This is a genomic window from Actinocrinis sp. (genome assembly GCF_035605935.1).
GTDB lineage: Bacteria > Actinomycetota > Actinomycetes > Streptomycetales > Catenulisporaceae > Actinocrinis.
In genome coordinates this window covers 1-23,996 of sequence record NZ_DATNGK010000303.1, presented here as the reverse complement: position 1 = coordinate 23,996, position 23,996 = coordinate 1, and the positions used below count along the sequence as shown (strand labels likewise).

Genomic DNA, 23,996 nt, shown 5'->3' with positions numbered 1-23,996 from the left:
TCTGGCAGTGTCCGATAGGTGCCTGGCGGCACCGGGGCTTCGCCAACGCAGCGAGCGTGCGTGGCAGGCGTCGCGGCCCCGGCGATGCTTCTTACACACGGCCTAGAGCATCATCCGGCGGCGGCGCGCGTCCCGCGCGATGAAGGTGCCGGCCAACGTGACGATCACGATCAAGATCGCCGCGCCGAGTGCGATATACGCGCCCTTACGCTGGTTGACCTCCGCCTGCGCCGGGGCCGCGTTCACGATCGGCAGCATCGGAATGCCGTGGCTCACCGGCTTGGCTCGCGCCGGGCCATCGGCGTTGGGACCGGCGCCGTAGAGGCCGGTCAGGTGAGTCGGATCGGCAGTGAGCGCCGCGACCGCGGAGACCTCGCCCCAGCCCTGCGCGCGGTTCCATGAGCCGTTGCCGTTCGCGGTCGCCTCCAGCACCCGCATCACCGTCTGCACCGTCCAGTCCGGATGCTTGGCGATCAACAGCGCTGCGATCGCGGAGACATAAGGCGCGGCGAAGCTGGTGCCGTCGTCGAGATGAACCTTCCCGTCCGGGAACAGCCCGCCGACGCCGACGCCTGGTGCGATGACGCTGACGAAGGGCCCTGTCTCGGAGAAGCTCGCGACACCACCGTCCTGAGTCGCCGCGCCTACCGTGAGCAGATACGGCACGTAGGCAGCCGGGTACGTCGTCGGATTTTTTCCGTAATCGGCATTGGAGTTGGGGTCCGTGGCGTCCTTGTCGCCGAAGTTTCCGGCCGCGGCGACGATCAGGACATTGTTTCGGTAGGCGTTCACGACCGCGGCCTTGAGCGTGTCGTCGGGGATGTATCCGGCCTGCGATATGTTGATCACGCGCGCATGCGCGGCCACCGCCGCGTCGATCGCGCTCGCCATCGTGCGCTCGTCATTGCCGCCCTGGACGTTGCAGCCGGCCTCCCGGTAAATCAGAAGCTTGACGCCTGGCGCGAGGCCGACCATGCCGTTGCGGCCGGGCTTCGGCTGCGCCGCGATGATCGAGGCGACGAAGGTGCCGTGGCCGTCGACATCCGCCTTGTACACGCCGCCGCTCTTGCTGAAGTCCTGTCCGCCGCCGATCGCCGGAGACAGTTGACTGTCGCCGCCCTCGATGCCGGTGTCGATGATCGCGACCTTGACCCCTGAGCCGTCCCCGAACTGAGCGGACGACTGCGTGTTCGCGTACGAGATCTCCCAGGGCGTCGCGCTCTGATTACCGACCGCCGGGCTGTCCTTCTTCGTGCAGTTGGTGTCGTCCGCCAACGTGGAGCGCGTGGAAGCCGTTACCGCGAAGCCGGATTTCGGGAGCGCTGCGGCAGGCGCGAACCCACACACGCCCATCGTGAGCAGCGCGGAGGCTCCCGCCGCGCACGCTCGCGTTCCGGCCCGCCGCCGGTGTCCGTTCCGTCCGGTCATCACGCCACCCGCCGTCCCTGCTCGCACTTCAGCCCCGACCACGCGCCGATACCGTCAACCGGTTCAATTGCTCGCGAGCGATGGGGGGCCGCCGGCCGCCGCCGGGTTCAGCGGCGGGCCGGTCGGCACGAGACTCATCCAGCTCTGCGGGACCTTCGTCACCTCGACCTTGTCGTATTGCAGCATCTGCGCGGCGCTGACCGGCTGAGCGTCAGCGGCCGCGCCGACCAGCCTCGCGCTCGGCGTCATCAAGTACCGAATGCCGGTTTCCGTTACCAGATATTGCGATCCGCTGTTGAGGTTGTTGCCGCCGCTCACCTCTCGGGCTAGCGCGGCGTGGCCCGCCTTGACCAGAACGTAGTCCGCGGCACTCTGGCCGGAGCCCTGCACGGTGATTCCGGTGGGCAACGGCTGCGGCAAGTGCGTGCCGTAATACAGCGCGATGTGCGGCGGATCGCCGTCAAAGGAGCCGGCGGAGAAACCGGCGCAAAGCACACCGAAACCCGGGCTCGTCCCATCGGCATCCAGGAGCGTGACCACGTTCTGCGGCCAATCGTTCCCGGCGTTCAGCAGCGAGGTCGGCGACGTCAGCTCGGGCCTCGGCTTTGCGTTGAGAACCTGGGCGCCGGTGAGGGACAGCTGGTGCACGTGCTTGTTGCTGCCCGCGGGGCCGACCTTGTAGAGCGAATAGACGAACGGGTTCACCTGGACCAAGCCATCCAGGGTCTGGATGTAGTAACCGCTCTGCTGGCCGTTGTCGCCGAGCGCGGTGCCATAGTCGCCGATGTTCGTGCCGATCTGGCCTGCTTGGGTGACCGGGTCGCCCAGGCCCGCGACGCTCGGCAGCTGCAACTGGCTGCCGGGGCGGAATGCCTTGAGCCAGGCGTTGGACACCCAGGGTCCGGCGCCATGGCCGGGGTCGACGGAGATCTGAACGAGCTGGCTTGTGACGGCGTTGTCCTGGCTTATCGGATAGGCGTAGTCGCCGTCGATCAGATAGTTCGTGTTATTCGGATCGTGCACGACGACGGCCGTGTTCTGCAGCGCCGTGCTGTCCGAGCCGGCGCCGTATCCGACCTCGAGGATCGTCTTGCCGTTAGGTTGCCTTTGGTCGCCGTGATTCGCCGAGTCGAGGCAGAGTGTCCACTGCTTCAGATCGACGTTGCCCGCGGTGGGTACGTCCGGGGGCGCATTGAGAATGCCGATCGGCGCACCGATCGTCGTGTCGGGTCCGTTGATGACGCTGTCCGGCACGTCGAACTTCTTGAAATTGGTGCCGAGCAGCAGCCGCGCGGATGTGATGTTCACCACCGGATGTAGCTGCTTGTCTTGCGGTGAGTACACGTAGGCGGCTCCCGACGAGCTGTCGACCGCCAGCCCGGCCTCCCACCCGCTCGGCGCGGCCGGTTTGAACACCCCCAGCACGGCCACGCCGGCTACCGCGATGGCGCTGAGGATCGCGGAGGTGAAGAAGGTCTTGACCGGGCGGGGCGCGGCCTCGTCGCTGCCGGTGGGCGAGGGCGCCACCAGGTTCGCGACCATCCGCCTGCGCGCGAATACGAACGCGTCGAGTTGGTCTTTGCGAGTAGCCATGCTCTACCCCTCGCCCCCATGAATGACGTACGACTGCTGCGTTGCCGCGGTGAAGTTGGTTCCTTGACTGCGCCGTGCTCGCGCGTAGTGCGACCCCTTGTATCACAGAGTACGGCGGTGCACACGGTACCCTCTTTCGCACCGACTCCGCGGCCCCGAGCCTGGCGTGAGCGCTTGACCGCGCCGAGTCGCGCGGCGGTGCGCACCGTGTCCCGAAAGTTATCCACAGGATCTGAGATCGACGGTGGAGTTCCGCGGTGCGGACGAAGTACGGTAGCGGTGCAATTCCGGTTCCAGCGACGGAACGACCTGGGGCAGCGCTCCGGGCGACAGCATGGGGGCAGGCGCGAGGGACGATGGCTACGGCGGCGACCAATCGGGGATCGAACGGTCCGTACAATCCCGGCCCACCGGACGGTGGGCACAATTCCGGGCGGCGCGGCGACGGCGAGCGCGGCCGTAACGGCAGCCGCGACGCCGCGCGGCAGCAGCCTGGCGGCGCCAGTACCCAGCGCGGCAATTCCGCGCGCGCCCAGGCCGCGATCTATCCGCGGCCCGGCCGGATCGGGCGGCTTCAGGTCATCCGGCTGGTACTCCTCGAGGCCGCAGTAGCCCTGATCGCGGTGCCGGTACTGACAAAGCACACGTTCTGGGTCGCGCTCACGCTGCCGATCGCGGCACTGTGTGTCGTCGGCGCGCTGGCCGGCAGCCACGGGCGCTGGCTCGGCCAGATGTCGCTGGTGCGCGGCGAGTACCGAGAGCGGCGTTCGCAGCGTGTTGACGCCTCGGGCGGCGAGGCCGCGCTCGCGCCGCTGCGTGAAACCTTCCCAGGGCTGCGGACCGTGACGGTGAGCAGCCGCAGCGGCGAGCCGGTCGGCATGATCGGCGACGGGACGTTTCTGACCGCGGTGATCCGGGTCAGCAGCCGGACCGAACCGCTGCGCGCCGCGCGTACAGCGCAGCCGCTGCCGCTCGGCGCGATCGCCGGGGTGCTGGCCGACGACAGGCTGTCAGCCTCCTGCGTTCAGATCGTCACGCACACGCAGCCGGCCCCCGCGCCGCATCTACCGCCGCACGCGCTGGCGGTGCGCTCGTACCAGGAGGTCATGGGCGACGTTCCGGGGCAGCGCACCACCTGGGTCGCGGTGCGGCTGGATCCGCAGGAGGCCGCGGGCGCGATCGAGGCCCGCGGCGGCGGCGCCGTCGGCACCCAGCGCACGCTGTTGACCGCGGTGCAGCGGGTGGCCAGCGACCTGGAGGGCGCCGGCTTCGATGCGGCGCCGCTGAGCGAGCCGGAGCTGATCACCGCGCTGGGCACCGCTTGCGCGGTCAACCCGCAGGTGGGCACGACGCCGCGATCGGCGGGCACCACGCACCGCACCGCGGAGTCCAAGCGCACCTGGCGCTGTGACGATCGCTTCCACACCACGTACTGGGTGGACAAGCTGCCGAAACTGGCCTCGGACAGCACGCCGAATCTGATCGCCGCGCTGACGAGCGTGCCGACCCTGGCGACGAGCTTCGCGGTCACCGCGACCCGCGGCACCGGCGGCTCGGTGGGCTTCAGCGCGCACGTGCGCGTCGCGGCGCGCTCCGAGGCGCAGCTCGCCGAAGCGGCGAAGACGCTGGAGCAGCGCGCGGCGAAGGCCGGGGCGCACCTGACGCGGCTGGACGGCGAGCAGCTGCCCGGCCTGGTCGCGACGATTCCGCTGGGAGGGGAAGCATGAGCGGCACCGGGCAGGGACCGCGGCTGGTCGTGGCCGCCCGGCCTTCTCGCGCGGAGGAGTCCAGGCTGTTGCCGGTGCGCGGCCCGCGCCACGAGCGGCACATCCTCGAGGCCGATCAACTCAATGCGCTGAGTCTGCCGGTAGGCGATGACGGCGTGGTGATCGGCACCGACCCGCATCGTCAGCCGGCGGTTCTCGGTCTGTTCCGGCCGCGTCCGGTGGACGGCGCGCTGGTAGCCGGCTCGTACCTGGCGCAACTGCTGGCGCTGCGCGCGGCGGCGACCGGGGCGCGGATCGTGATCGAGACGGCGCGGCCGGAGCTGTGGAACGCGTTGGCGCAGAACGCCGGCGGCGGGCAGCAGATCGTGGCGCTGGTACCGGTGCGCCGGGTTGGCGCGCTCGGCGCGAGTTCCACCAGTCCGGTGCTGCTCATCCGTGACTGCGGCGCCCGGCCGCCGCGCCTCGCGCAGCCGAAGACCCCGTGGCAGACCACGTTGACGCTGCTGCCGTTCCTCGACCCCGGCTACGCGGGCCAGCTGGTCGGCGCGGATCTGGTGGCCCTGCAACGGATCTCGCCGCAGGAGGCCCAGCTGGCGGCGCGCGTGGTGCGGCTCGGCAACGAGGACATGCAGGCGTTGCCGGGACTACCGGACGAGCTGACGTTGTGGTGCGCGCGCCACGGTAGGCAGTACGTCTACGGTATGCCGACGCAGTTGGAGGCCGGTCTGATCGGTGCTCCGCGCCGGATGGACTGACTGACGCTCGCGTTCGGCACCACCTGCCGCGTTGCGCCGCACCGGTCCCGTCAGTCCGATTGCGTTCGAATCACACCGATTCGCCACGCATTCCGTAGCGGGTGGCGGCCTGACTACAGTTGTGCCAACGGTGGATCTGGAGGGTGGCGGTGGCGGCAGTGAGCGGCGAGCACGGTTTCGGCGACAGTCCCGAGGATGAGGACTGGGCCGGACCGGTCTACACGGCCCCGGACTGGTACAAGCAGTCCGGCGGCCCGAACGCGCCGTCCGCGCAGCAGCCCACGTCGCAGGGTGGTCCGAGTCAACCGGGGCCGGCATCACAGACGGCTTCCCACGCGACGCCCCCACAGGCGCCCCCGGCGGTGCCGCAGCCTCCGACGCACGCCGCGCCGCAAACACCGCCGCCGCCCCCGAGTCCGAGCCCAGGTCCGGGACAGTTCGTGACCGCACAGTCTGGTGCGCAAGCACCGCAGGCAGCTCAGTCGGGGCCGCCGTTCATCCCGTTGCCGAATCAGCAGCCGCCGCGTCCGCAGGCCGCACCGCCGCAGGCCGGACCCCCGCAAGTCGCGCCGCCACAGCCTGCGCCTCCGCAGCCCACGTCGCCCCCGCAGGGTCAAAGCCAGCACCAAGGCCCGCAGGCACCGAGCACTCAGCAGCCGTCGTCGGGGCCCCCGTTCATTCAGCTTGCTCGGCCGGCGGCTCAATCCGCCGCGCCTCCTCCCCCGCCGCCGCCGCGCGCTCAGCCCGCTGTGGCACCGGCGAACCCTTCGACGCAGCCGCCTGCGCCTCCGGTCAAGCAGCCAGTCGCGCCGCCCCCACCGATCGGCCGTCCGGTGCCGCCCGACGCTGCTGGCGCACACGCCGACACGCCTGGTCCACACTTCGGCCAGCTCGCCACGCCACAGGCTCCACGGCCAAGCTCGGGTCCGGCTGCTCCCCCGCCGCCCCCGCCGCCTGCGCAGTCCCCAACACGTCCCACCACGTCACCGTCCGCACCGCCGCCATCCCCAGCGCCACCACCCCCGCCGCTACCGTCTGCGCCGCCACCGTCTGCGGCGCAGTCACCGCAGCCACAGCCACCTCAGGCCCAGCTTGACCGCTCCGGCAGCTGGAACGTGGCCCCGCCCGCGACGAATTCGTGGCAGGCCAGTCCTCCTCCTCCAGCCAACGGAGCGTCGCCGGGAACCTCCGCCGCGCCACCTCCCCTCGCGCCGCCGCCAACTGCGCCGCAGGCGTCGCCGCCACCCCCGCAACCCAACCAGCCGCAGCCGGTTCAGCCGCCGCAACTGCAAGCGCCGCGCCCCCCAGCGCCCCTGCCGCCAGCGCCAGTGGCCCCCGCGCCCATCAACGTGCCGCCATCCACTCAGCTCATCCCGCGCGTGCCCAACGCCCCAGCGACGACCACTCCGAATACGCCTCCCGGTCCGCCGAGCAGCGCGCCATGGGCCCCGCCGACTCAGAACCCTCAAGGACCCAACGCCCAGAATCCGGGCGCGGGTGCCCCGGTCGCGCAACCACCGCAGCCGCTGCAACCGCCGCCTGCGCAAGGCTCGGCGCCGCAGCCCTTGTATCAAGGCGGCGTGACAGGCGGCCCGCCGCCCGGACCAAGGCTCGGGCCGCCGGCACCGCAGCTCCAGCCGCCGCAAAATCCGCACCCGCCACAGAACCAACCCCAACCCCAGTCCCAGCACCAACCGCAGAACCCGCAATACCAGCCGCCGCACTACGGCCAGTACCAGCCTCCGCCCGGTACGACCGCGCCCGCTGCGTATCAGCCCCCGTACCCGCCGCAACCGGGTCAGAACCCGTATGCGCAGCGGCCCGGAAGCTACCCCGGCCAGCAGCAGGCACCACTGCCAGGCGCAGGCCTCCCGCTCGGGCTCCAGGCGTCGCAGGACCTTACCTCCGACCGCCTCGTGCGCAAGGCCGAGCCGGTCGCCCGCACCGGCTGGCGCAAGACCGTGCGCTCGGCCACCGGCGGCCTGATCAAACCCGCTCCGGGCAAGGCCGAGGCGCATCGCGCGGAACTGCTCGAACGCGTCCGCACGCCGCTGCTCGGCTGCCATCGCATCGCGGTCATCTCGCTCAAGGGCGGCGTCGGCAAGACCACGACCACCACCGCGCTCGGCGCGACCCTCGCCTGGAACCGCGGCGACCGGGTCATCGCCGTCGACGCCAACCCGGACGCCGGCACACTCGGCCGTCGAGTGCGCCGGGAAACCGGCGCCACCATCCGCGACATGCTCCAGGCCCTGCCCTCGATCCAGAGCTACGTGGACATGCGCCGCTTCACCTCGCAGGCTCCCAGCCGGCTGGAAATCCTGGCCAACGACGTCGACCCGGCTGTGTCCACCACGTTCAACGACGAGGACTACCGCCGAATCCTCGGCGCGCTCCAGCGCCAGTACTCGATCATCCTCACCGACTCGGGCACTGGCCTGCTCTACTCCGCGATGCGCGGCGTGCTGCAGCTGGCCGATCAGCTCATCGTGGTCTCCACCCCCTCGGTGGACGGCGGCAACTCTGCCTCAACCACCCTCGACTGGCTGATCGCGCACGGCTACCAGGACCTGGTCTCCCGCTCGGTCACCGTGATCTCCGGGGTGCGGCCCTCGGCCAAGGAATTCGACCTGAACCAGCTGATCACCCACTTCGCCGCCCGCTGCCGGGCCGTCGTGCCAATCCCGTTCGACCCGCACCTGGGCACCGGCGCCGAGATAGACCTGGAGATGCTGCGCCCGGCCACCGCGGACGCCTACCTCGAATTGGCCGCACAGGTCGCGCAGGGATTCGGGGAGCGCACCCGCTAAGCGCGAGGGCGGCTCGCCGCTGCAAACGGTTCGGCGCGTGGTGATCGGCTTGGGTACGGTGGTGGCCATGGACATGCACCCCGACGAAGCGTCCTACGGCGAAGTGGTCGGTCTTCTCACCGATCTGATCCGGATCGACACCTCGAACCCGGTCAAGCCCGAGCGGCCCGCCGCCGAGTACGTCGCCGAACGGCTCGCCGAGGCGGGATTCGAACCGCAGATCTTCGAATCCGAGCCGGGGCGCGCTTCCGTCGTGGCCCGCTTCGCGGGCAGCGACCCCGCCGCGGACGCGCTGCTGCTGCACGGGCATCTCGATGTCGTGCCGGCTGACGCCGCGGACTGGTCGGTGCCGCCCTTCGCCGGTGAGGTGCGCGACGGTCTGGTCTGGGGCCGCGGCGCCGTGGACATGAAGAACATGGACGCGATGACGCTCGCCGTCGTGCGGCGCATGGTGCGCGAAGGCCGCCGGCCGCGCCGGGACGTGGTGCTCGCCTTCCTCGCCGACGAAGAGGCCGGGGGCAATCAGGGCGCGAAGTTCCTGGCCGCAAAGCACCCGGAGCTGTTCGACGGCTGTACCGAGGCGATCAGCGAGGTCGGCGGCTACTCCTACGAGATCTCGCCCGATCTGCGCCTCTACTTGATCGAGACCGCGCAGAAGGGCCTGTCCTGGATGCGGCTGACCGCACGCGGCCGGGCGGGGCACGGCTCGATGCTCAACGACGAGAACGCCGTCACCACGATCGCCGCGGCCGTCGCGCGCATCGGCGAGCACCGCTTCCCCACCACGCTGATCCCGACCGTTCGCGATTTCCTAAATGAGGTCTGCGACGCCCTGGGCGTGCCGTTCGATCCGGCCGATCCCGAGGCCGCGGTCGAGCGGCTCGGCCCGCTGGCCCGCTTCGTCGGCGCCACCCTGCGGCACACCGCGAACCCGACCATGCTCGATGGCGGATATAAGAGCAATGTCATTCCCGAGCGGGCTTCCGCCGTGATCGACGGCCGCTTCCTGCCCGGCGGCGAGGAGGAGTTCCTGGCCGCGATCGACGAGCTGGCCGGACCCGGAGTCACCCGCGAGGCGATTCACCACGACCGCTCGGTCGAAGCACCCTTCGGCGCGCCGATCGTCGACGCGATGCTCGAAGCGCTGCGCGCCGAGGACCCGGCCGCGCGAACCGTCCCTTACTGCCTATCCGCCGGCACCGACAACAAGACCTTCGCCTCACTTGACCGCTCCGGCAAGGGCGGGATGCGCGGCTACGGCTTCGTTCCGCTGCGGCTGACCCCGGACCTGGACTTCGCCGCGATGTTCCACGGCGTGGACGAGCGAGTGCCGATCTCAGCCCTCGACTTCGGCTGCCGGGTGCTCGACCGCTTCCTCGCCATCGCCTGACGCCGCCAGCAGCTGCTGCGCTTCTTCGACGTCCTGGTTCATCCGCTTGATGAGTTCTTCCATCGAGTCGAACCGCTCCTGGCCGCGCAGCCGGGCCAGGAAGTCGACCGCGACGTACTTGCCGTACAGCTCCAGGTCCGTGCGGCCGATCGCGTAGGCCTCGACGGTGCGCGCGGTTCCGGCAAAGGTCGGATTGGTGCCGACCGAGATCGCGGCGGGCAGCGGCTCGCCGTCCACGACGAGCCAGCCCGCGTAGACGCCGTCGGCCGGGATCGCGGTGTGCGGCGGCGTGTCCACATTCGCGGTCGGGAAGCCCATTTCACGGCCGCGCTGCGCGCCGCGCACGACCGTGCCTTCGACCCGGTGCGGCCGGCCGAGCCGGCGCGCGGCGGTCTCCACGTCCCCGGCCAGCACCATCCGGCGCACGTCGGTGGAGGAGAATCGCGCCTCGGTGCCTGATTCCCCGCCCGCTCCCGGAGCAGCCAGCGGCAGCCCTTCGGCGGTGAAGCCGTAGTGCTTGCCCAGCTCGGCCAGAGTCTCCACGGTCCCGGCCGCGCGGTGCCCGAACCGGAAGTTCTGCCCGACCACCACGCCGATCACATGCAGCCGGTCCACCAGCACCTGCTGGACGAACTCCTCCGGCGTCAGCTTTGAAAGCTCCACGGTGAACGGGAGCACCAGCACCGCGTCCACGCCGAGCGCCTGCATCAGGTCCATCCGGTGCGCCGGGGTTGACAGCAGCGGCGGATGGGTACCGGGCCGTACGACCTCGCTCGGATGCGGGTCGAAGGTCAGCGCGACGGCCGCGGCCCCGCGCTGCCTGGCGAGGTCGACCGCCCGGCGCACAACCCGCTGATGGCCCTGGTGGACACCGTCGAAGAAGCCGACGGTGACGACGCAGCCGCCGGGCACGCCCCAACCCGGGGGCACCTCGGACAAGCCGTGCCAGCGCTCCATGGACCGTCACTCCTCCAGATTTCGTCACCGTCGCTGTCCAACCTTGCCAGATCGCCCTGAGCGATCCGCACCGGCCGCCCCTGTCGCCCATCGGACCTGGGTTCTACGATGTTCGACCGCACACACTCACACGAGGGGACCCCGTCGTCATGGCCTATCCGCCGGCTGGACAGTATCCGGCCTACCCCCAGTATCCCGGTCAGAGCGGGATGCCCGCCAAACCGCCCGCTCCGCGGACCGTACAGAACGCGTTCTACCTCATGCTGGCCGGCGCGGGCCTGACCCTGATCGGCGCGATCATCGGGCTCACCCAGACCTCCACGATCCGGGACACGATCCGTACCCAGCACCCGGATTACTCCAGCACGAAGGTCGACAGCGCGGTGCACGCCGGCGTCGCCTTCGCCGCGGTGTTCGGCTTGATCGAGGTCGGGCTGTGGGTCTGGATGGCCTTCGCGAATCGCAATGGGAAGAACTGGGCCCGGATCACCGCCACGGTGTTCTTCGGCATCAGCTGCCTGAGCATCATCGGCCTGCTGGCCGCCTCGGCCGGCGGCTCCGGGCCGTTCTCGGCACAGAAGGCGTCCGGAATCGGCGTCACCATCGGCGTCATCACCTGGATCGTCGGCCTGGCCGCGATCGTCCTGCTGTGGAACAAGCAGTCGCGTCCGTACTTCAAGCCGCCGCAGTACGGCGCGCCCGGCGCCGCCCCGTATCCGTACCCGTACGCGATGCCCGGGCAGCAGCCGATGCCGTCTGCTCCCGGCCAGGCCGGCGCGCCGCAACAGCCGCAGGATCAGCCCGCTGACCCGTGGTCGAACCCGCCGCAGCAGTGACCGGGTAGCCCGCCAACCCCGAAATCCGGCTTATACGGGTTATACGAAAACTGCGATCGGTTTGGCCCGCTCGCCGCGTTCCTCTACCAGGGCGAGGAAAGCGCCGTCCGGGCCGAACACCGCGATCGGACCCTCGCCCAGACCGGGCGAGGGCAGGAAGCCGCCGTGCGCGATCGTCTTCGCCTGCTCGCCGTCCACGTCGTAGCGGGGGAAGGCGACCGCCGCAGCGGCCGCCAGAGACAGCACCGGCAGCGGCTGAGCCTGCGCCGCCACCTCGGCCAGCTCGTCGAGCGTGTGGGCCTGTGCGAGCCCGTACGGGCCCACCTGGGTCCGCCGCAGGGCCGTCAGATGCCCGCCGACGCCGAGGGCCGCGCCGAGGTCACGAGCCAGCGCTCGGATATACGTCCCGCTGGAGCATGCGACCGTGACGTCGAGGTCGATGACATCCGTCTGCGCCTTAGCCCGCCGGATCTGATGCACCGTGAACTCGTACACGGTGACCGGCCGCGCGGCGAGCTTCACCTCATCGCCCGAGCGCACGCGCGCGTACGACCGCACGCCGTTGACCTTGATCGCCGACACCGATGAGGGCACCTGCATGATCTCGCCGGTCAGCGGGCCGACCGCGGCGAGCACGTCCGCATCCGCCAGACGCTCGGTCGATGCGGCCGCGGTCACCTCGCCCTCCGCGTCGTCAGTCACGGTCGTCTGACCGAGCCGGATCGTCGCGTCGTACACCTTGCGGGTCAGGGCGAGGTGGCCGAGCAGCCGAGTCGCCTTCTCGATGCCGAGCACGAGCACGCCGGTGGCCATGGGGTCCAGCGTCCCGGCGTGCCCGACGCGGCGAGTCCCGGCCAGCCGGCGCATCCGCGCGACGACGTCGTGCGAGGTCCAACCGGCCGGTTTGTCGACGATGACCAGGCCGTCCGGCGGCGCTGGGCGCCCTTCGTCGCGCGTCAAGTTCTGCTCCGCCCCTGCTACTGATCCGCCCTGTTCATCCGCCGCGGTTCACTCTTCCCCGGCGTCTTCGTCTTCGCCGTCCTCGTCGTCAGCGGCCCGCGGTGCGCGGTACGGATCGGGCTCGCCGGCGTATTTCGCGTCCTTGGCCACCTCGTGCACCTTGGCGTCGGCCTCGGCCGCCCGCGCCAGCAGCTCGTCGATCTGCTTCGCGCCTTCCGGGATCGCGTCGGCGATGAAGGCGAGGGTCGGGGTGAACTTCACCCCGGTCTGCCGGCCGACCTCGCTGCGCAGGATCCCCTTGGCCGACTCCAGCGCGGCCGCGGATTCCGAGCGCTCGGTCTCGTCTCCGTAGACCGTGTAGAAGACAGTCGCCTCGCGCAGGTCGCCGGTGATCCGGGCGTCGGTGATGGTGACGAAGCCGAGCCTCGGGTCCTTGATCCGGGCCTTGAGCGTCTCGGCCACCACTACCTTGATCCGGTCGGCCAGCTTGGCCGCGCGCGCGGTGTTGTTCGCCATCTTCCCGCTCCTGTCCTGTGCGCCGGTCCGGCGGTGTCTCATCCACCCCACCGGTCTGGTGGTTCTGTGTGTCAGTCGTCTTCATCGCTGCGGACGCGGCGGCGCGCCGAAAGCAGCTCGAACTCGGGCCGCCAGGCCACCGCGCCCTCGCAGTCATCCAACAGGTCCACCACCCGTTGATGCGAGCCCGCCACGACGGCGACGCCCAAAATGGCCCGGCGGTGCAGATCCTGCGCGCCGACCTCGGCGGCGCCGACGGCCGGGCGGCGGTTGAGCTCGGCCAGCACCGGCCGGATCAACCCGCGTTTCTCCTTGAGCGAATGCACGTCGCCGAGCAGCAGGTCGAGCGTCAGGGTTCCGGTGAACACCAGTGTCATCGGGGCCAACCCGGCCCAGGGGATGCGATGTAGCTACGGGGTGCGGCGTTACGTCGGTGCGGCAGTTATCTCAGAACGATGAATCGGCCGGTGCGCCGGCCGATCAACCGAACGGTGCCCGGGACCACCTCAACGGCGATCCCGGGCACCGGCACGGATTAGACGCGGGGCTTCTCCCGCATCTCGTAGGTCTCGATCACGTCGTCGACCTGGATGTTGTTGAACGAGCCGAGGCCGATACCGCACTCGAAGCCCTCGCGGACCTCGGTGGCATCGTCCTTGAACCGGCGCAGCGACTCGATCGCCAGGTTCTCCGCCACGACCGCGCCGTCCCGGATGAGCCGGGCCTTGGCGTTGCGGCGGATGAGGCCGGAGCGCACCAGCGTACCGGCGATGTTGCCGAACTTGGAGGAGCGGAAGACCTCGCGGATCTCCGCGGTGCCCAGCTGCACCTCCTCGTACTCCGGCTTGAGCATCCCCTTGAGCGCCGCCTCCATCTCCTCGATCGCCTGGTAGATGACCGAGTAGTACCGGATCTCCACGCCCTCGCGGTCGGCCTTGGACTTGGCCCGGCCGTCCGCCCGCACGTTGAAGCCGATGATGATGGTGTCGCTGGTCAGCGCCAGGTCCACGTCGGACTCCGTGATCGCGCCGACGCCGCGGTGGATGATCCGCAGGTCGACCTCGGCGCCGACGTCCAGCTTGAGCAGCGCGTCCTCCAGGGCCTCCACCGAACCGGAGACGTCACCCTTGATGATGAGGTTGAGCTGCTGGATGTCGCCGGCCGCGAAGGCGCTGCCGATGTCCTCCATGGAGACGCGCACCCGCCGCTTGGACAGCAGCGCGTTGCGGTCGCGGGCCGCGCGCCGCTCGGCGATCTGCCGGGCGACCCGGTCCTCCTCGACCACCAGGAAGGTGTCGCCGGCGCCGGGTACCGAGGTCATGCCGAGCACCTGGACCGGACGCGACGGGTCGGCGATCTCGACGTTGTTGCCGTTCTCGTCGAGCATCGCCCGCACCCGGCCGTGCGCGTCGCCGACCACGATGGTGTCGCCGACCCGCAGCGTGCCGCGCTGCACCAGCACGGTGGCCACGGCGCCGCGGCCACGGTCGAGGTGCGCCTCGATCGCGACGCCCTCGGCGTTCTGGTGCGGGTTGGCCCGCAGGTCCAGCGCCGCGTCCGCGGTCAGCACGATCGCTTCGAGCAGGTCCTGGATGCCGATGTTCTCGCGGGCTGAGATGTCCACGAACATCGTGTCGCCGCCGTACTCCTCGGCGACCAGGCCGTACTCGGTGAGCTGGCCGCGCACCTTCTGCGGGTCCGCGCCCTCCTTGTCGATCTTGTTGACCGCGACCACGATCGGCACCTCGGCCGCCTTGGCGTGGTTGAGCGCCTCGATGGTCTGCGGCTTCACACCGTCGTCCGCCGCGACGACGAGCACGGCGATGTCGGTCACCTTCGCGCCACGGGCACGCATGGCGGTGAACGCCTCGTGGCCCGGGGTGTCGATGAAGGTGATCCTGCGCTCACCGTCGCCGATCTCGGCGGTGACCTGGTAGGCGCCGATGTGCTGGGTGATGCCGCCGGCCTCGCCCGCTACCACGTTGGACTTGCGGATCGCGTCGAGCAGGCGGGTCTTGCCGTGGTCGACGTGCCCCATGACGGTGACCACCGGCGGGCGCGGCATCAAGTCGTCGTCGCCGCCGTCGTTCTCGCCGAACTCGATGTCGAAGGACTCGAGCAGTTCGCGGTCCTCCTCCTCGGGCGAGACGATCTGTACCTCGAAGCCGATCTCGGTACAGATCAGCTGCAGGATCTCCTCGTTGACCGACTGGGTCGCGGTGACCATCTCGCCGATGGCGAAGGCCGCCTGCACCAGGGCCGCCGGGTTGGCGCCGATCTTCTCCGCGAGGTCCATCAGGGACGAACCGCGGGTCAGCCGGACGACCTGCCCGTTGCCACGGGGCAGCATCGCGCCGCCCATCGACGGGGCCTGCATGTTGTCGAACTCTTGACGCCGCTGCTTCTTCGACTTGCGGCCACGGGCCGGGCCACGACCGCCGGGACGGCCGAAGGCGCCCTGCGTGCCGGAACCGCGACCACCGCGGCCTGCGCCGCCGCCACCACCGGGACGACCGCCGAAGCCGCCGCCACCACCGCCGGGGCCGCCGCCACCGGGAGCGCCGCCGCCCGGACGCGGACCGAAGCCCGCACCGGGACCCGGACGCGGACCGCCGCCGGCGCGCGGGGCACCGCCGGCCGGACGGGGACCGCCCGGAGCGCCGCCACGGGCACCCGGACCGCCGGGACGGCCACCGCCACCAGGACCACCGCCGGGGCGGGGGCTGGGGGAAGGCCGGTTGGGCATCATGCCCGGGTTCGGACGCGGACCGCCAGGGGCGCCGCCGGAGCGGTCACCACGCGGGGCCGCCGGACGCGGCGGCATGCCCGGACGCGGACCGCCCGGAGCGTCGCTGCGCGGAGCCCTGTCACGGTCGCCGCCGCGGTCACGGTCGCGATCGCGGTCTGCACCGGCCGGACGCGGCGCACCCGGACGGGGCATGCCGGTCGAGCCGGAGGTGAAGGGGTTGTTGCCGGGACGCGGACCAGCCGGGCGCGGGGCGCCGGGACGCTGGCCACCGCCGCCGGGACGGGGCGCGCCGGAGCGGTCACCCGACGGACGCTGCGCGGGGCCGGGGCGCGGACCGGACGGACGGCCGGAAGCGCCGCCCTGCTGGCCGGGCGCGCTCGGCTGAGCCGGAGCCGCAGGAGCGGGCGGGGCCTCGAAAGACGGGACAGCCGGACGCGGCGAGGCGGGCCTGGGCGCGCCGGGGCGGGGAGCCTGCGTCGCCGGTCCCTGCGTAGTCGGGCTCTGCGACGCCGGGCCCTGTGAAATTGGGCCCTGCGAAATCGGGCTCTGGATCGCCGGGCCCTGCGTCGTGGGGCTCGGGGAGGTCTGCGGGGCAGGGGCCGCGGGGGCCGCGCTGCCATTCGGTGCTTGCGCCGCCGGGCGCGCGGCCGGCTTGGTAGCCGCCGAGGCGGGCTTCGGCGCGACGGGGCCCGGACGCGGGCCTGGCTTGGGGGCGCCGGGACGCGGCGCGGTGGCGGTGCCTGCACCGCCTGACGTGGAGGCTTTGCCTCCGCCGTCGAAGGAATCCTTCAACTTCCGGACGACCGGAGCCTCCACCGTAGAGGAGGCTGAACGAACGAACTCTCCGAGGTCTTGGAGCTTGGCCATGATGACCTTGCTCTCAACACCCATTTCCTTGGCGAGTTCATAGACCCGGACCTTGGCCACTTCACTCCTGTCTCGGCCCGCGTCTTGTCCGCGCGACCGTCGGTATCACAGCATGGGCGTGCTCATTGCTGGGTGCTCATCGCGTGCTCATCGTTTTTCTCGACCCGCTCTCCGCGTCGTAGCGATCCCTGTTGTTCCGTACTGCTACTGCTGCTGACTCGGTGTTGCTGACACCGTGCTGCTGACTCAGTGCCATGGAGACACAGCGCCGACCGGCCGCCCGGCATCGCGCCGGACCGCTCGCTGTGCATTGCCCGGCTGCGGCTCCAACAGCGCGGGCTGCGGATTTACTCCGCGCCCGCCTCCGACGCCTCCAGCAGCGCGCGCACCCCGTCGGCCGCGAGCGGTCCCGGCAGGCGGAAAGCCCGCGGGAAAGCCCGCTTGCGCTCGGCGAGGGCGAGACACGCGAGCCGCGGGTGCAGGTAAACACCGCGGCCCGGAAGGCGTCGACGCGGATCGGGCAGAATCTCACCCTCTCCGGCGACGAGACGGAGCAGCCGGTCCTGCGCATCCCGGACGCGACAGCCAACGCAGGTACGCGTAGGCACGCCGCGGTCTCCCGGGGCGATCGGCAGGCCAGTCACGGTCTATCTTACCCCCACGATCAGTGCTCCCGCTCCCCCGATACCGCCGCCCGAGCGGTCGGCACCGGCGGCAGTCACCGGCTACGCGAGCGGTCCTCGACGCGTCCGCGGGCCGCCGCGGCGATCAGTCCGTGGGCTGCTGCTCGGCGTCGGAGCGGATGTCGATCCGCCATCCGGTGAGGCGGGCGGCCAGCCGGGCGTTCTGCCCTTCCTTGCCGATGGCCAGGGAGAGCTGGTAGTCGGGCACGGTGACCTGCGCCGACTTCGTGTCCGGGTCGACGATGCGCACCTTGGTGACCTTCGCCGGGGACAGCGCCGAGGCGACCAGGCGCTCCGGGTCGTCGGACCAGTCCACGATGTCGATCTTCTCGCCGTGCAATTCGTTCATGACGTTGCGCACGCGCGCGCCGACCGGTCCGATGCACGCTCCCTTGGCGTTCACTCCCGGTTTGGTGGAACGCACCGCGATCTTCGTCCGGTGCCCGGCTTCGCGGGCCACCGCCGCGATCTCCACAGTGCCGTCGGCGACCTCGGGCACTTCGAGCGCGAACAGGCGACGCACCAGGTTCGGGTGGGTGCGCGACAAGGTGACCTGCGGTCCGCGCTGGCCCCGGCGTACCGCGACGACGAGGCACTTGATCCGGGTGCCGTGCTCGTAGCGCTCTCCGGGCACCTGCTCGGGCGCGGGGAGCAGTGCCTCGAAGCTCTCCTTCTTGCCCGAGTCGATCTCGACCAGCACGTTGCGCGGGTCGTCGCCCTGCTGCACCTTGCCGGTGATCAGGTCGCCCTCGCGGGCCGCGAAGTCACGGAAGACCGCCTCGTCGGCCGCCTCGCGCAGCCGCTGCGCGATGACCTGCCGCGCGGTGGAGGCGGCGATGCGGCCGAAGCCGCCGGGGGTGTGCTCGAACTCGGGGCCGCTCGGGCGGCCCTCCTCGTCGGTCTCGATGGCCCACACCGCGACGTGCCCGGACTTGCGGTCGAGCACGACCCGGGCCCGCTGGTAAGCGCCCTCGGTCCGCTCGTACGCGAGCAGCAGCGCCTGCTCGATGGCCTCGAAGAGCCGCTCGAGTGAAATCTCCTTGTCCTGCGCCAGCTCGCGCAGCGCCCGCATGTCGATGTCCATCGCGTCCTCAATCAGCTCTCGTCGTCAGGCTCATCGTCGGAGCACCGCGCGACATCATCAGAGTCGTCGTCGTCAAGCGCCGAATCGTCCGCGCTCTCGGCGGCCCGGTTGAACTCGACCTGCATCCGCGCCCTGGCGATCTCGCCGTACGCGAGCGTGCGCTGCTCGCCCTGCGCGTCGGACGCGGTACCCAGCAGCAGCGTCACGCCGTCGTCATCGGAAGCGGTCACCCGACCGACCACCTCGCCGCCCGCCTTGAGCACCACCTTGACCAGCCGGTTCTGAGCGCGCCGCCAGTGCCGGGGCTCGGTCAGCGGCCGGTCGATGCCAGGCGAGGTGACTTCGAGCACGTATGCGGTCTCGCCCATCGGCTCGTAGCCGTCCAGGGCCTCGGAGACCGCGCGGGTCACGTCGGCGACGTCATCCATCGAGACGCCGCCATCCCGGTCGACCACCACGCGGATCAGCCGGCGCGATCCGGCCCGCTGCTCGGTCAGGTCCTCGAGCTCCGCGCCGGCCCGCTCCACCACCGGCTCCAGCATGGCGCGCAGCTTTTGCCGGTCGAGCCTGGGCGGCGCGGTCGGGCTCATCGGAGTCGGCTCCTCGACGGATCTTGGGTCTGGTCTTGCGTTCTGTCGTCTACCAGGGTAGTCGGTTCGGCGGCAGGAGAAGTCCAGGTCGATCCAATCGGGTAAGAGCGACTCCGATCCGAGAGCGTTGAGAGCGGTAAGGCGCCGAGCCGTCAGCCGGCGAGGGCGCGCACGCGCGCGGCGGCCTCGGCCACCGGCACGTCCTGCCGCTCGCCGCTGGCCCGGTCGCGCACCTCGACGACGCCGTCGACTAGACCCTTGCCGACCACGATGATGGTCGGGATGCCGATCAGCTCCGCGTCCTTGAACTTCACGCCGGGCGAGACGCCGCGCCGGTCGTCGAACAGGACCCGCACGCCAGCGTTGTGCAGCTCAGCCGCCAAGGTCGCCGCCGCCTCGAACACCGAGTCGTCCTTGCCGGTGGCCACCAGGTGCACGTCCGCAGGCGCCACCTCGCGCGGCCAGACGAGGCCGAGTTCGTCGTACTTCTGCTCGGCGATGGCCGCGACCGCGCGCGAAATCCCGATGCCGTAGGAACCCATGGTGACCCGCACCGGCTTGCCGTCCGGACCGAGCACGTCGAGCTCGAAGGCGTCGGTGTACTTGCGGCCGAGCTGGAAGATGTGCCCGATCTCGATGCCGCGGCCGATGGACAGCGCGTGGCCGCAGCGCGGGCAGGGATCTCCAGCGCGCACTTCAGCCGCGCCGATGGAGCCCTCCGGGGTGAAGTCGCGCCCGTAGACGACGTGCGCGGCATGCTTGCCGTTCTCGTTGGCCCCGGTGATCCAGGCGGAACCGGGCACGACCAGCGGGTCCACCTTGTACGTGTAACCGGCCTCGGCCAGACCCTGCGGGCCGATGTAGCCGCGCACCAGCGCCGGGTGCTTTGCGAAGTCTTCGGCCTCGAACATTTCGACCTCGGCCGGGGTGACCGCGGCCTCCAGCCGCTTGAAGTCCACCTCGCGGTCGCCGGGCACGCCCACGATCAGGATCTCGGGGTCCTTCACGCCGGGGTGGCGCAGCTTGACCACGACGTTCTTCAGCGTGTCCGACGCGCTGACGGTCCGTCCGATGTCCAGCCGGTTGAAAAACTCAACGAGGGATTCGATGGTGGGGGTGTCCGGAGTGTCGTAAGCCTTCAGCGGGGGCTCGTTGGAAGCATCGAGCGCCGCGCCCGGCCGTCCCTCGACCGCCTCGGTGTTGGCCGCGTAGTCGCAGTTCGTGCAGGAGACGAAGGTGTCCTCGCCGGTCGGCGCGGGGGCCAGGAACTCCTCGGAGGCGGAGCCGCCCATCGCGCCGGACATGGCCGAGACGATGCGGTAGTCCAGGCCGAGCCGCTCGAAGATCCGGATGTACGCCTCGCGGTGCAGCTCGTAGGAGCGCTTAAGGCCCTCGTCGTCGAGGTCGAATGAGTACGAGTCCTTCATCAGGAACTCGCGGCCGCGCAGGATGCCGGCGCGCGGACGGGCCTCGTCCCGGTACTTGTTCTGGATCTGGTACAGGTTGACCGGCAGGTCCTTGTAGGAGGAGTACTCCCCCTTGACCATGAGGGTGAACAGTTCCTCGTGGGTCGGGCCGAGGAGGTAGTCCCCGCCCTTGCGGTCCTTGAGCCGGAACAGGTTCGCGCCGTACTCGGTCCAGCGGTCGGTGGCCTCGTAGTACTCGCGCGGCAGCAGCGCGGGGAATTGGACTTCCTGCGCGCCGAAGCGGTCCATCTCCTCCTTGACCACCCGCGCGATGTTGTCCAGCACGATCTTGCCCAGCGGCAGCCAGGAGTAGATGCCCGGGCCGATGCGGCGCACGTACCCGGCGCGCACCAGCAGCTTGTGGCTCGGCACCTCGGCATCGGCCGGATCGTCGCGGAGGGTCCGGAGGAAGAGCGTGGACATGCGCGAGATCACTGCGGCACTCCTAGCGGAAGAGGGGCGTTCGGGTCGGGAGACAGGGACGGTAACAGGTGGTCGCGGGCGGTTGTACTAACAGCCCGTGACGAGAATATCGGGCCGAGGGACACAGTTCGGTCGCATTAATGCCATGGGCGCTACTTGACCACTACATTGCGCTGCCATGGCGGTGTTTAGGTCTAAGGCTTTCAAGGCCTCGTTCGACCCAGCGTTCGACGACCTCGATCTCGCGGAGGCGCGCGACGAACTGGCTCAGGGCCGCTGGGAGCCGGCCCGTGACCTGCTGGAAGACACCCGCCGCAATTGGGATCGGCGCGCCCATCGGATCAAGGTGCTCGCGGACACGACCGCCGCGAGCGCGTGGCTGGAGCGCTGGCTCGCGCTGGACCCGCACAACCCGGACGCGCTGACGTTGCAGGCCCACGTCGAGGTGGTCCGCCTGGTGCGGGCGCGGGCTCAGGTGCGCGACACAGGCACCAACAAGACCACGCAGGACGTGGAAGACCTGTGCCGCCGGGCCGCGTCGCTCTCGCCGAAGGACCCGGTGCCGTGGATCAGCCTGGTCACGCTGGCTAGGGCGCAGGGCGTGAACCGCGACGAGTTCTGGGCGCGCTGGCACGGGATGCGCGAGCGCGATCCGTGGAACCGCGAGGGCCATCACCAGACCCTCATCTACCTGTTCGCGGCCTGGCACGGCTCGCACGCCGAGATGTACGACTTCGCCTACTGGCTCGCCGGGGAGGCGCCGGCGGGCTCGCCGCTCGCGGTCTTGCCGCTGGTCGCGCACGCCGAGTCGTACCGCGCGCACTCGGCGGACAAGCGGGCGACGATGCGGGCCGGCCTGGACATGATGTGGACCGAGGACCAGGTCGGGCTGGACCTCGATCGGATCCTGGAACAGTGGTTCCGGCGGCAGGAGCGGCAGCACGCGCAGGCGAAGGCGGACCTGAACTACCTGGCGCACGCGCTGATCTATGCCGACCGGCACAGCGACGCGCGGCCGGTGCTCCAAGCGATCGGCAGCCACGTGACGCGGGTACCGTGGGCTTATACCGGCGATCCGGAGTCATCTTTCACGTATTGGCGGCACCGGCTGCTCGGCACCTGAGCCGAACGCGTCTACGTCGAGGGCGGCGAGGATCGCCATGTCCGAAACCCGCCAGTGAGGGCTCGCGAGGTGCGGCAGACTCGAAACGTGCGAACTTCCCGCACCGGAGAGGAACCAAGCTCATGACTGACCTGACAGCGCATCAGACCGCCACTGCACTCGGCCCGTTCACGGTGCTTGTGGCCGGGGACGTCGTGTACGCCGCCGGATTCACCGACTCGGTGGAGCAGTTGGCGCGACTCGCCGACGCCGAGCCTGGATCGGTCGCGGTCAGCGCGGACGACCACAGCGCGCTGGCGGCGGTGCGCAAGTACTTCGACGGCGACCTGTCGGCGATCGACGAGGTCACCACGAAGGAACGCCCCGGCTTCGCCCCGTTCCGCACCGCCGCGCGACAGGCGCTGCGCGAGATTCCGGCCGGGACCACGGCGACGTACACCCAGTTGGCCGCCGCCGCCGGCAACCCGCGAGCGATCCGCGCGGCGGGCAGTGCGTGCGCGACGAACCCGACCGCGCTGTTCGTGCCCTGTCACCGAGTTGTCCGGACTGACGGGACACTGGGTGGATTCTTGTATGGGCTCGACATCAAGCAGGCGCTGCTCGACCACGAGGCTAAGTGCGCTTGACCAGGTAAATTGCAAGTCAATGTGCTGTGTCCCACCGAGTGGGACAAGCCGCACCGCTAGAACAGCACCGACGCGAACTCCGAGACCTCGCGGAAGCCGACGCGATGGTACGAGGCGCGGGCCGGCGTATTGAAGTCATTGACATACAGCGAGACCACGGGGGCGAAGTCGCGCAGTGCGTACTCGACCACTGCGGCCATTCCGCCCTCGGAGATGCGCCGGCCGCGGAACTTCGGATTGACCCAGACTCCCTGGATCTGGCACACCGCACGGGTCACCGCGCCGATCTCGGCCTTGAACACGACCTCGCCGCCGTCCACCCAGGCGAAGGCGCGGCCGGCGTTCACCAGTTCGGCAACCCGTTGCCGGTACATTCGGCCGCCGTCCGCGGCCACCGGCGAGACGCCGACCTCCTCGGTGAACATGGCGATGCAGGCGGGCATCAGGATGTCGAGTTGCGCCGGGTGTACCGGCCGGACGCGGAAGTCCGGTGCCACGACCGCCGAGGGCTCGCGCAGTGCCATGACCGGCTGGTTCGGTCGCACCTCACGCGCCTGGTCCCAGTGCGGGGCCAGGTAAGACCACAGGTCGAGGGCGGGTTCGCGCGGGCCGACGATCGAGGAGCACCGGCGGCCCTGCTTGCGGGCCCGGTCGGCGAAAGCGCGTACCGCGTCGGGTGTGGCGTTTATCGGCACCAGGTTCGCGCCGGAGAAGCACAGCGAGGTGAGTTTGCCGTTGGCCGCGTAGCCCCACATCTCGCCGCCGAGCTGCCACGGGTCGAGGCCCGCCGCCTCGACCCGTGAACCGATGAACGCATTGTCGATCGGTTCTCGGGCGAGCAGGTCCAGAACCTCGCCTAAGTCGCTGTGGTCGAGCACGCGCGCGCTCGCGGCGGGACTTAACAGCCGGCTCACCACGTTCATGCGCGATCTACGCCTCTCACCTGTCGCCCTTAAGGCACACTCTACGGCTTGAAAGGGCATCGTGGTCCGGAGTACCGGAGGCGAAGTAGTGCGGGGCGAGGTACGCCGCTTGGCGCTGCTTTAACCGAAGTCTGATCCGTGGTCAGCCGGTCGCTCTGCGCGGCGGATAGATGATCGGGGCTGTGTTAACTGACCGCGCCGTTAGCTGACCGCGACTTCCGGTGTGCCGTCGCCGAGATCGGCGCCCATCTCCTCGGCCAGCCGCACGGCCTCCTCCACCAGGGTCTCCACGATCTGCGACTCCGGCACGGTCTTGATGACCTCGCCCTTCACGAAGATCTGCCCCTTGCCGTTACCCGAAGCCACACCCAGGTCAGCCTCGCGGGCCTCACCCGGTCCATTGACCACGCAGCCCATCACCGCCACGCGCAACGGAACATTGAGCCCATCCAGCGCCGCGGACACCTGGTCGGCGAGGGTGTACACGTCC

Annotated in this window: 20 protein-coding genes; 7 read left to right on the top strand and 13 right to left on the bottom strand. The window is 70.4% G+C overall.

Features of this window, described 5'->3' with window-relative positions; genetic code table 11:
• Positions 1 to 102: 102 nt before the first annotated feature.
• Complete coding sequence (locus VN779_RS24545) at positions 103 to 1,428, bottom strand: S8 family serine peptidase (protein WP_325727374.1); 1,326 nt, start codon at positions 1,426 to 1,428, stop codon at positions 103 to 105.
• 63 nt (positions 1,429 to 1,491) lie between these two features.
• Positions 1,492 to 3,021: a type VII secretion protein EccB gene (gene eccB / locus VN779_RS24540; RefSeq protein WP_325727372.1), complete on the bottom strand. Its 1,530-nt coding sequence runs from the start codon at positions 3,019 to 3,021 to the stop codon at positions 1,492 to 1,494.
• A gap of 356 nt (positions 3,022 to 3,377) precedes the next feature.
• Between eccB and eccE the strand changes: the two genes are divergently transcribed.
• The 4 genes from eccE to VN779_RS24520 all read left to right on the top strand — a co-directional run bounded on the left by eccE (position 3,378) and on the right by VN779_RS24520 (position 9,703).
• Positions 3,378 to 4,748: a type VII secretion protein EccE gene (gene eccE, locus VN779_RS24535; protein ID WP_325727370.1), complete on the top strand. Its 1,371-nt coding sequence runs from the start codon at positions 3,378 to 3,380 to the stop codon at positions 4,746 to 4,748.
• Positions 4,745 to 5,503 (top strand): hypothetical protein, encoded by a 759-nt coding sequence (locus VN779_RS24530; RefSeq protein ID WP_325727368.1) that lies wholly within the window; start codon positions 4,745 to 4,747, stop codon positions 5,501 to 5,503. Before eccE ends, VN779_RS24530 begins: the two co-directional genes overlap by 4 nt.
• A 1,580-nt stretch (positions 5,504 to 7,083) precedes the next feature.
• The gene (locus tag VN779_RS24525; RefSeq protein WP_325727366.1) at positions 7,084 to 8,313 is read left to right on the top strand and encodes a MinD/ParA family protein; all 1,230 of its coding nucleotides are present in this window, start codon (positions 7,084 to 7,086) and stop codon (positions 8,311 to 8,313) included.
• A gap of 67 nt (positions 8,314 to 8,380) precedes the next feature.
• Positions 8,381 to 9,703 carry a M20/M25/M40 family metallo-hydrolase gene (locus tag VN779_RS24520; protein WP_325727364.1) on the top strand — a complete coding sequence of 441 codons (1,323 nt, stop codon included), beginning with the start codon at positions 8,381 to 8,383 and terminating at the stop codon, positions 9,701 to 9,703.
• Here VN779_RS24520 and VN779_RS24515 read toward each other — a convergent pair.
• Entirely contained in the window at positions 9,650 to 10,660 is a 1,011-nt protein-coding gene (locus VN779_RS24515; RefSeq protein WP_325727363.1) for a bifunctional riboflavin kinase/FAD synthetase, read from the bottom strand. The two genes, VN779_RS24520 and VN779_RS24515, sit on opposite strands and share 54 nt — an antisense overlap.
• Positions 10,661 to 10,809: 149 nt before the next feature.
• On the opposite strand from VN779_RS24515, the gene VN779_RS24510 reads away from it, so the two are divergent.
• The gene (locus VN779_RS24510; protein WP_325727361.1) at positions 10,810 to 11,496 is read left to right on the top strand and encodes a hypothetical protein; all 687 of its coding nucleotides are present in this window, start codon (positions 10,810 to 10,812) and stop codon (positions 11,494 to 11,496) included.
• Between the two features lie 39 nt (positions 11,497 to 11,535).
• Here the strand turns inward: VN779_RS24510 and truB are convergent, their stop codons facing one another.
• The 8 genes from truB to VN779_RS24465 all read right to left on the bottom strand — a co-directional run bounded on the left by truB (position 11,536) and on the right by VN779_RS24465 (position 20,846).
• Positions 11,536 to 12,456 (bottom strand): tRNA pseudouridine(55) synthase TruB, encoded by a 921-nt coding sequence (gene truB, locus VN779_RS24505; protein ID WP_325727359.1) that lies wholly within the window; start codon positions 12,454 to 12,456, stop codon positions 11,536 to 11,538.
• Positions 12,457 to 12,504: 48 nt separating this feature from the next.
• Positions 12,505 to 12,972, bottom strand: coding sequence for a 30S ribosome-binding factor RbfA (gene rbfA, locus VN779_RS24500; protein ID WP_325727357.1), 468 nt, complete (start codon positions 12,970 to 12,972; stop codon positions 12,505 to 12,507).
• A 71-nt stretch (positions 12,973 to 13,043) separates the two neighbouring features.
• Complete coding sequence (locus VN779_RS24495) at positions 13,044 to 13,340, bottom strand: DUF503 domain-containing protein (RefSeq protein WP_349260929.1); 297 nt, start codon at positions 13,338 to 13,340, stop codon at positions 13,044 to 13,046.
• 167 nt (positions 13,341 to 13,507) lie between these two features.
• Positions 13,508 to 16,648, bottom strand: coding sequence for a translation initiation factor IF-2 (infB, locus tag VN779_RS24490; RefSeq protein ID WP_414639748.1), 3,141 nt, complete (start codon positions 16,646 to 16,648; stop codon positions 13,508 to 13,510).
• Between the two features lie 287 nt (positions 16,649 to 16,935).
• Entirely contained in the window at positions 16,936 to 17,196 is a 261-nt protein-coding gene (locus tag VN779_RS24480) for a YlxR family protein (protein WP_325727353.1), read from the bottom strand.
• Positions 17,197 to 17,356: 160 nt separating this feature from the next.
• The gene (nusA, locus tag VN779_RS24475; RefSeq protein ID WP_325727351.1) at positions 17,357 to 18,355 is read right to left on the bottom strand and encodes a transcription termination factor NusA; all 999 of its coding nucleotides are present in this window, start codon (positions 18,353 to 18,355) and stop codon (positions 17,357 to 17,359) included.
• 11 nt (positions 18,356 to 18,366) lie between these two features.
• Positions 18,367 to 18,945: a ribosome maturation factor RimP gene (gene rimP, locus VN779_RS24470; protein WP_325727349.1), complete on the bottom strand. Its 579-nt coding sequence runs from the start codon at positions 18,943 to 18,945 to the stop codon at positions 18,367 to 18,369.
• Positions 18,946 to 19,097: 152 nt separating this feature from the next.
• Positions 19,098 to 20,846 (bottom strand): proline--tRNA ligase, encoded by a 1,749-nt coding sequence (locus VN779_RS24465; protein ID WP_325727347.1) that lies wholly within the window; start codon positions 20,844 to 20,846, stop codon positions 19,098 to 19,100.
• Between the two features lie 166 nt (positions 20,847 to 21,012).
• On the opposite strand from VN779_RS24465, the gene VN779_RS24460 reads away from it, so the two are divergent.
• On the top strand, positions 21,013 to 21,957 hold the full coding sequence (locus tag VN779_RS24460) for a hypothetical protein (protein WP_325727345.1): 945 nt from the start codon (positions 21,013 to 21,015) through the stop codon (positions 21,955 to 21,957).
• 122 nt (positions 21,958 to 22,079) lie between these two features.
• Complete coding sequence (locus tag VN779_RS24455) at positions 22,080 to 22,583, top strand: methylated-DNA--[protein]-cysteine S-methyltransferase (RefSeq protein ID WP_325727342.1); 504 nt, start codon at positions 22,080 to 22,082, stop codon at positions 22,581 to 22,583.
• Positions 22,584 to 22,639: 56 nt separating this feature from the next.
• Here the strand turns inward: VN779_RS24455 and VN779_RS24450 are convergent, their stop codons facing one another.
• Together VN779_RS24450 and VN779_RS24445 are read right to left on the bottom strand one after the other, a co-directional pair.
• On the bottom strand, positions 22,640 to 23,506 hold the full coding sequence (locus tag VN779_RS24450) for a GNAT family N-acetyltransferase (RefSeq protein WP_325727340.1): 867 nt from the start codon (positions 23,504 to 23,506) through the stop codon (positions 22,640 to 22,642).
• A gap of 201 nt (positions 23,507 to 23,707) precedes the next feature.
• Positions 23,708 to 23,996, bottom strand: a 289-nt coding sequence (locus tag VN779_RS24445; RefSeq protein WP_325727338.1) for a flavodoxin-dependent (E)-4-hydroxy-3-methylbut-2-enyl-diphosphate synthase, incomplete at its 5' end; no start/stop codon positions are given.

What these genes read in the sequence shown, in the direction of transcription:
- VN779_RS24545 (WP_325727374.1), bottom strand. Translation starts at nt 1,428, where the DNA reads ATGACCGGACGGAACGGACACCGGCGGCGGGCCGGAACGCGAGCGTGC.
- eccB (WP_325727372.1), bottom strand. Translation starts at nt 3,021, where the DNA reads ATGGCTACTCGCAAAGACCAACTCGACGCGTTCGTATTCGCGCGCAGG.
- eccE (WP_325727370.1), top strand. Translation starts at nt 3,378, where the DNA reads ATGGCTACGGCGGCGACCAATCGGGGATCGAACGGTCCGTACAATCCC.
- VN779_RS24530 (WP_325727368.1), top strand. Translation starts at nt 4,745, where the DNA reads ATGAGCGGCACCGGGCAGGGACCGCGGCTGGTCGTGGCCGCCCGGCCT.
- VN779_RS24520 (WP_325727364.1), top strand. Translation starts at nt 8,381, where the DNA reads ATGGACATGCACCCCGACGAAGCGTCCTACGGCGAAGTGGTCGGTCTT.
- VN779_RS24515 (WP_325727363.1), bottom strand. Translation starts at nt 10,660, where the DNA reads ATGGAGCGCTGGCACGGCTTGTCCGAGGTGCCCCCGGGTTGGGGCGTG.
- VN779_RS24510 (WP_325727361.1), top strand. Translation starts at nt 10,810, where the DNA reads ATGGCCTATCCGCCGGCTGGACAGTATCCGGCCTACCCCCAGTATCCC.
- rbfA (WP_325727357.1), bottom strand. Translation starts at nt 12,972, where the DNA reads ATGGCGAACAACACCGCGCGCGCGGCCAAGCTGGCCGACCGGATCAAG.
- nusA (WP_325727351.1), bottom strand. Translation starts at nt 18,355, where the DNA reads ATGGACATCGACATGCGGGCGCTGCGCGAGCTGGCGCAGGACAAGGAG.
- rimP (WP_325727349.1), bottom strand. Translation starts at nt 18,945, where the DNA reads ATGAGCCCGACCGCGCCGCCCAGGCTCGACCGGCAAAAGCTGCGCGCC.
- VN779_RS24460 (WP_325727345.1), top strand. Translation starts at nt 21,013, where the DNA reads ATGGCGGTGTTTAGGTCTAAGGCTTTCAAGGCCTCGTTCGACCCAGCG.
- VN779_RS24455 (WP_325727342.1), top strand. Translation starts at nt 22,080, where the DNA reads ATGACTGACCTGACAGCGCATCAGACCGCCACTGCACTCGGCCCGTTC.
- VN779_RS24450 (WP_325727340.1), bottom strand. Translation starts at nt 23,506, where the DNA reads ATGAACGTGGTGAGCCGGCTGTTAAGTCCCGCCGCGAGCGCGCGCGTG.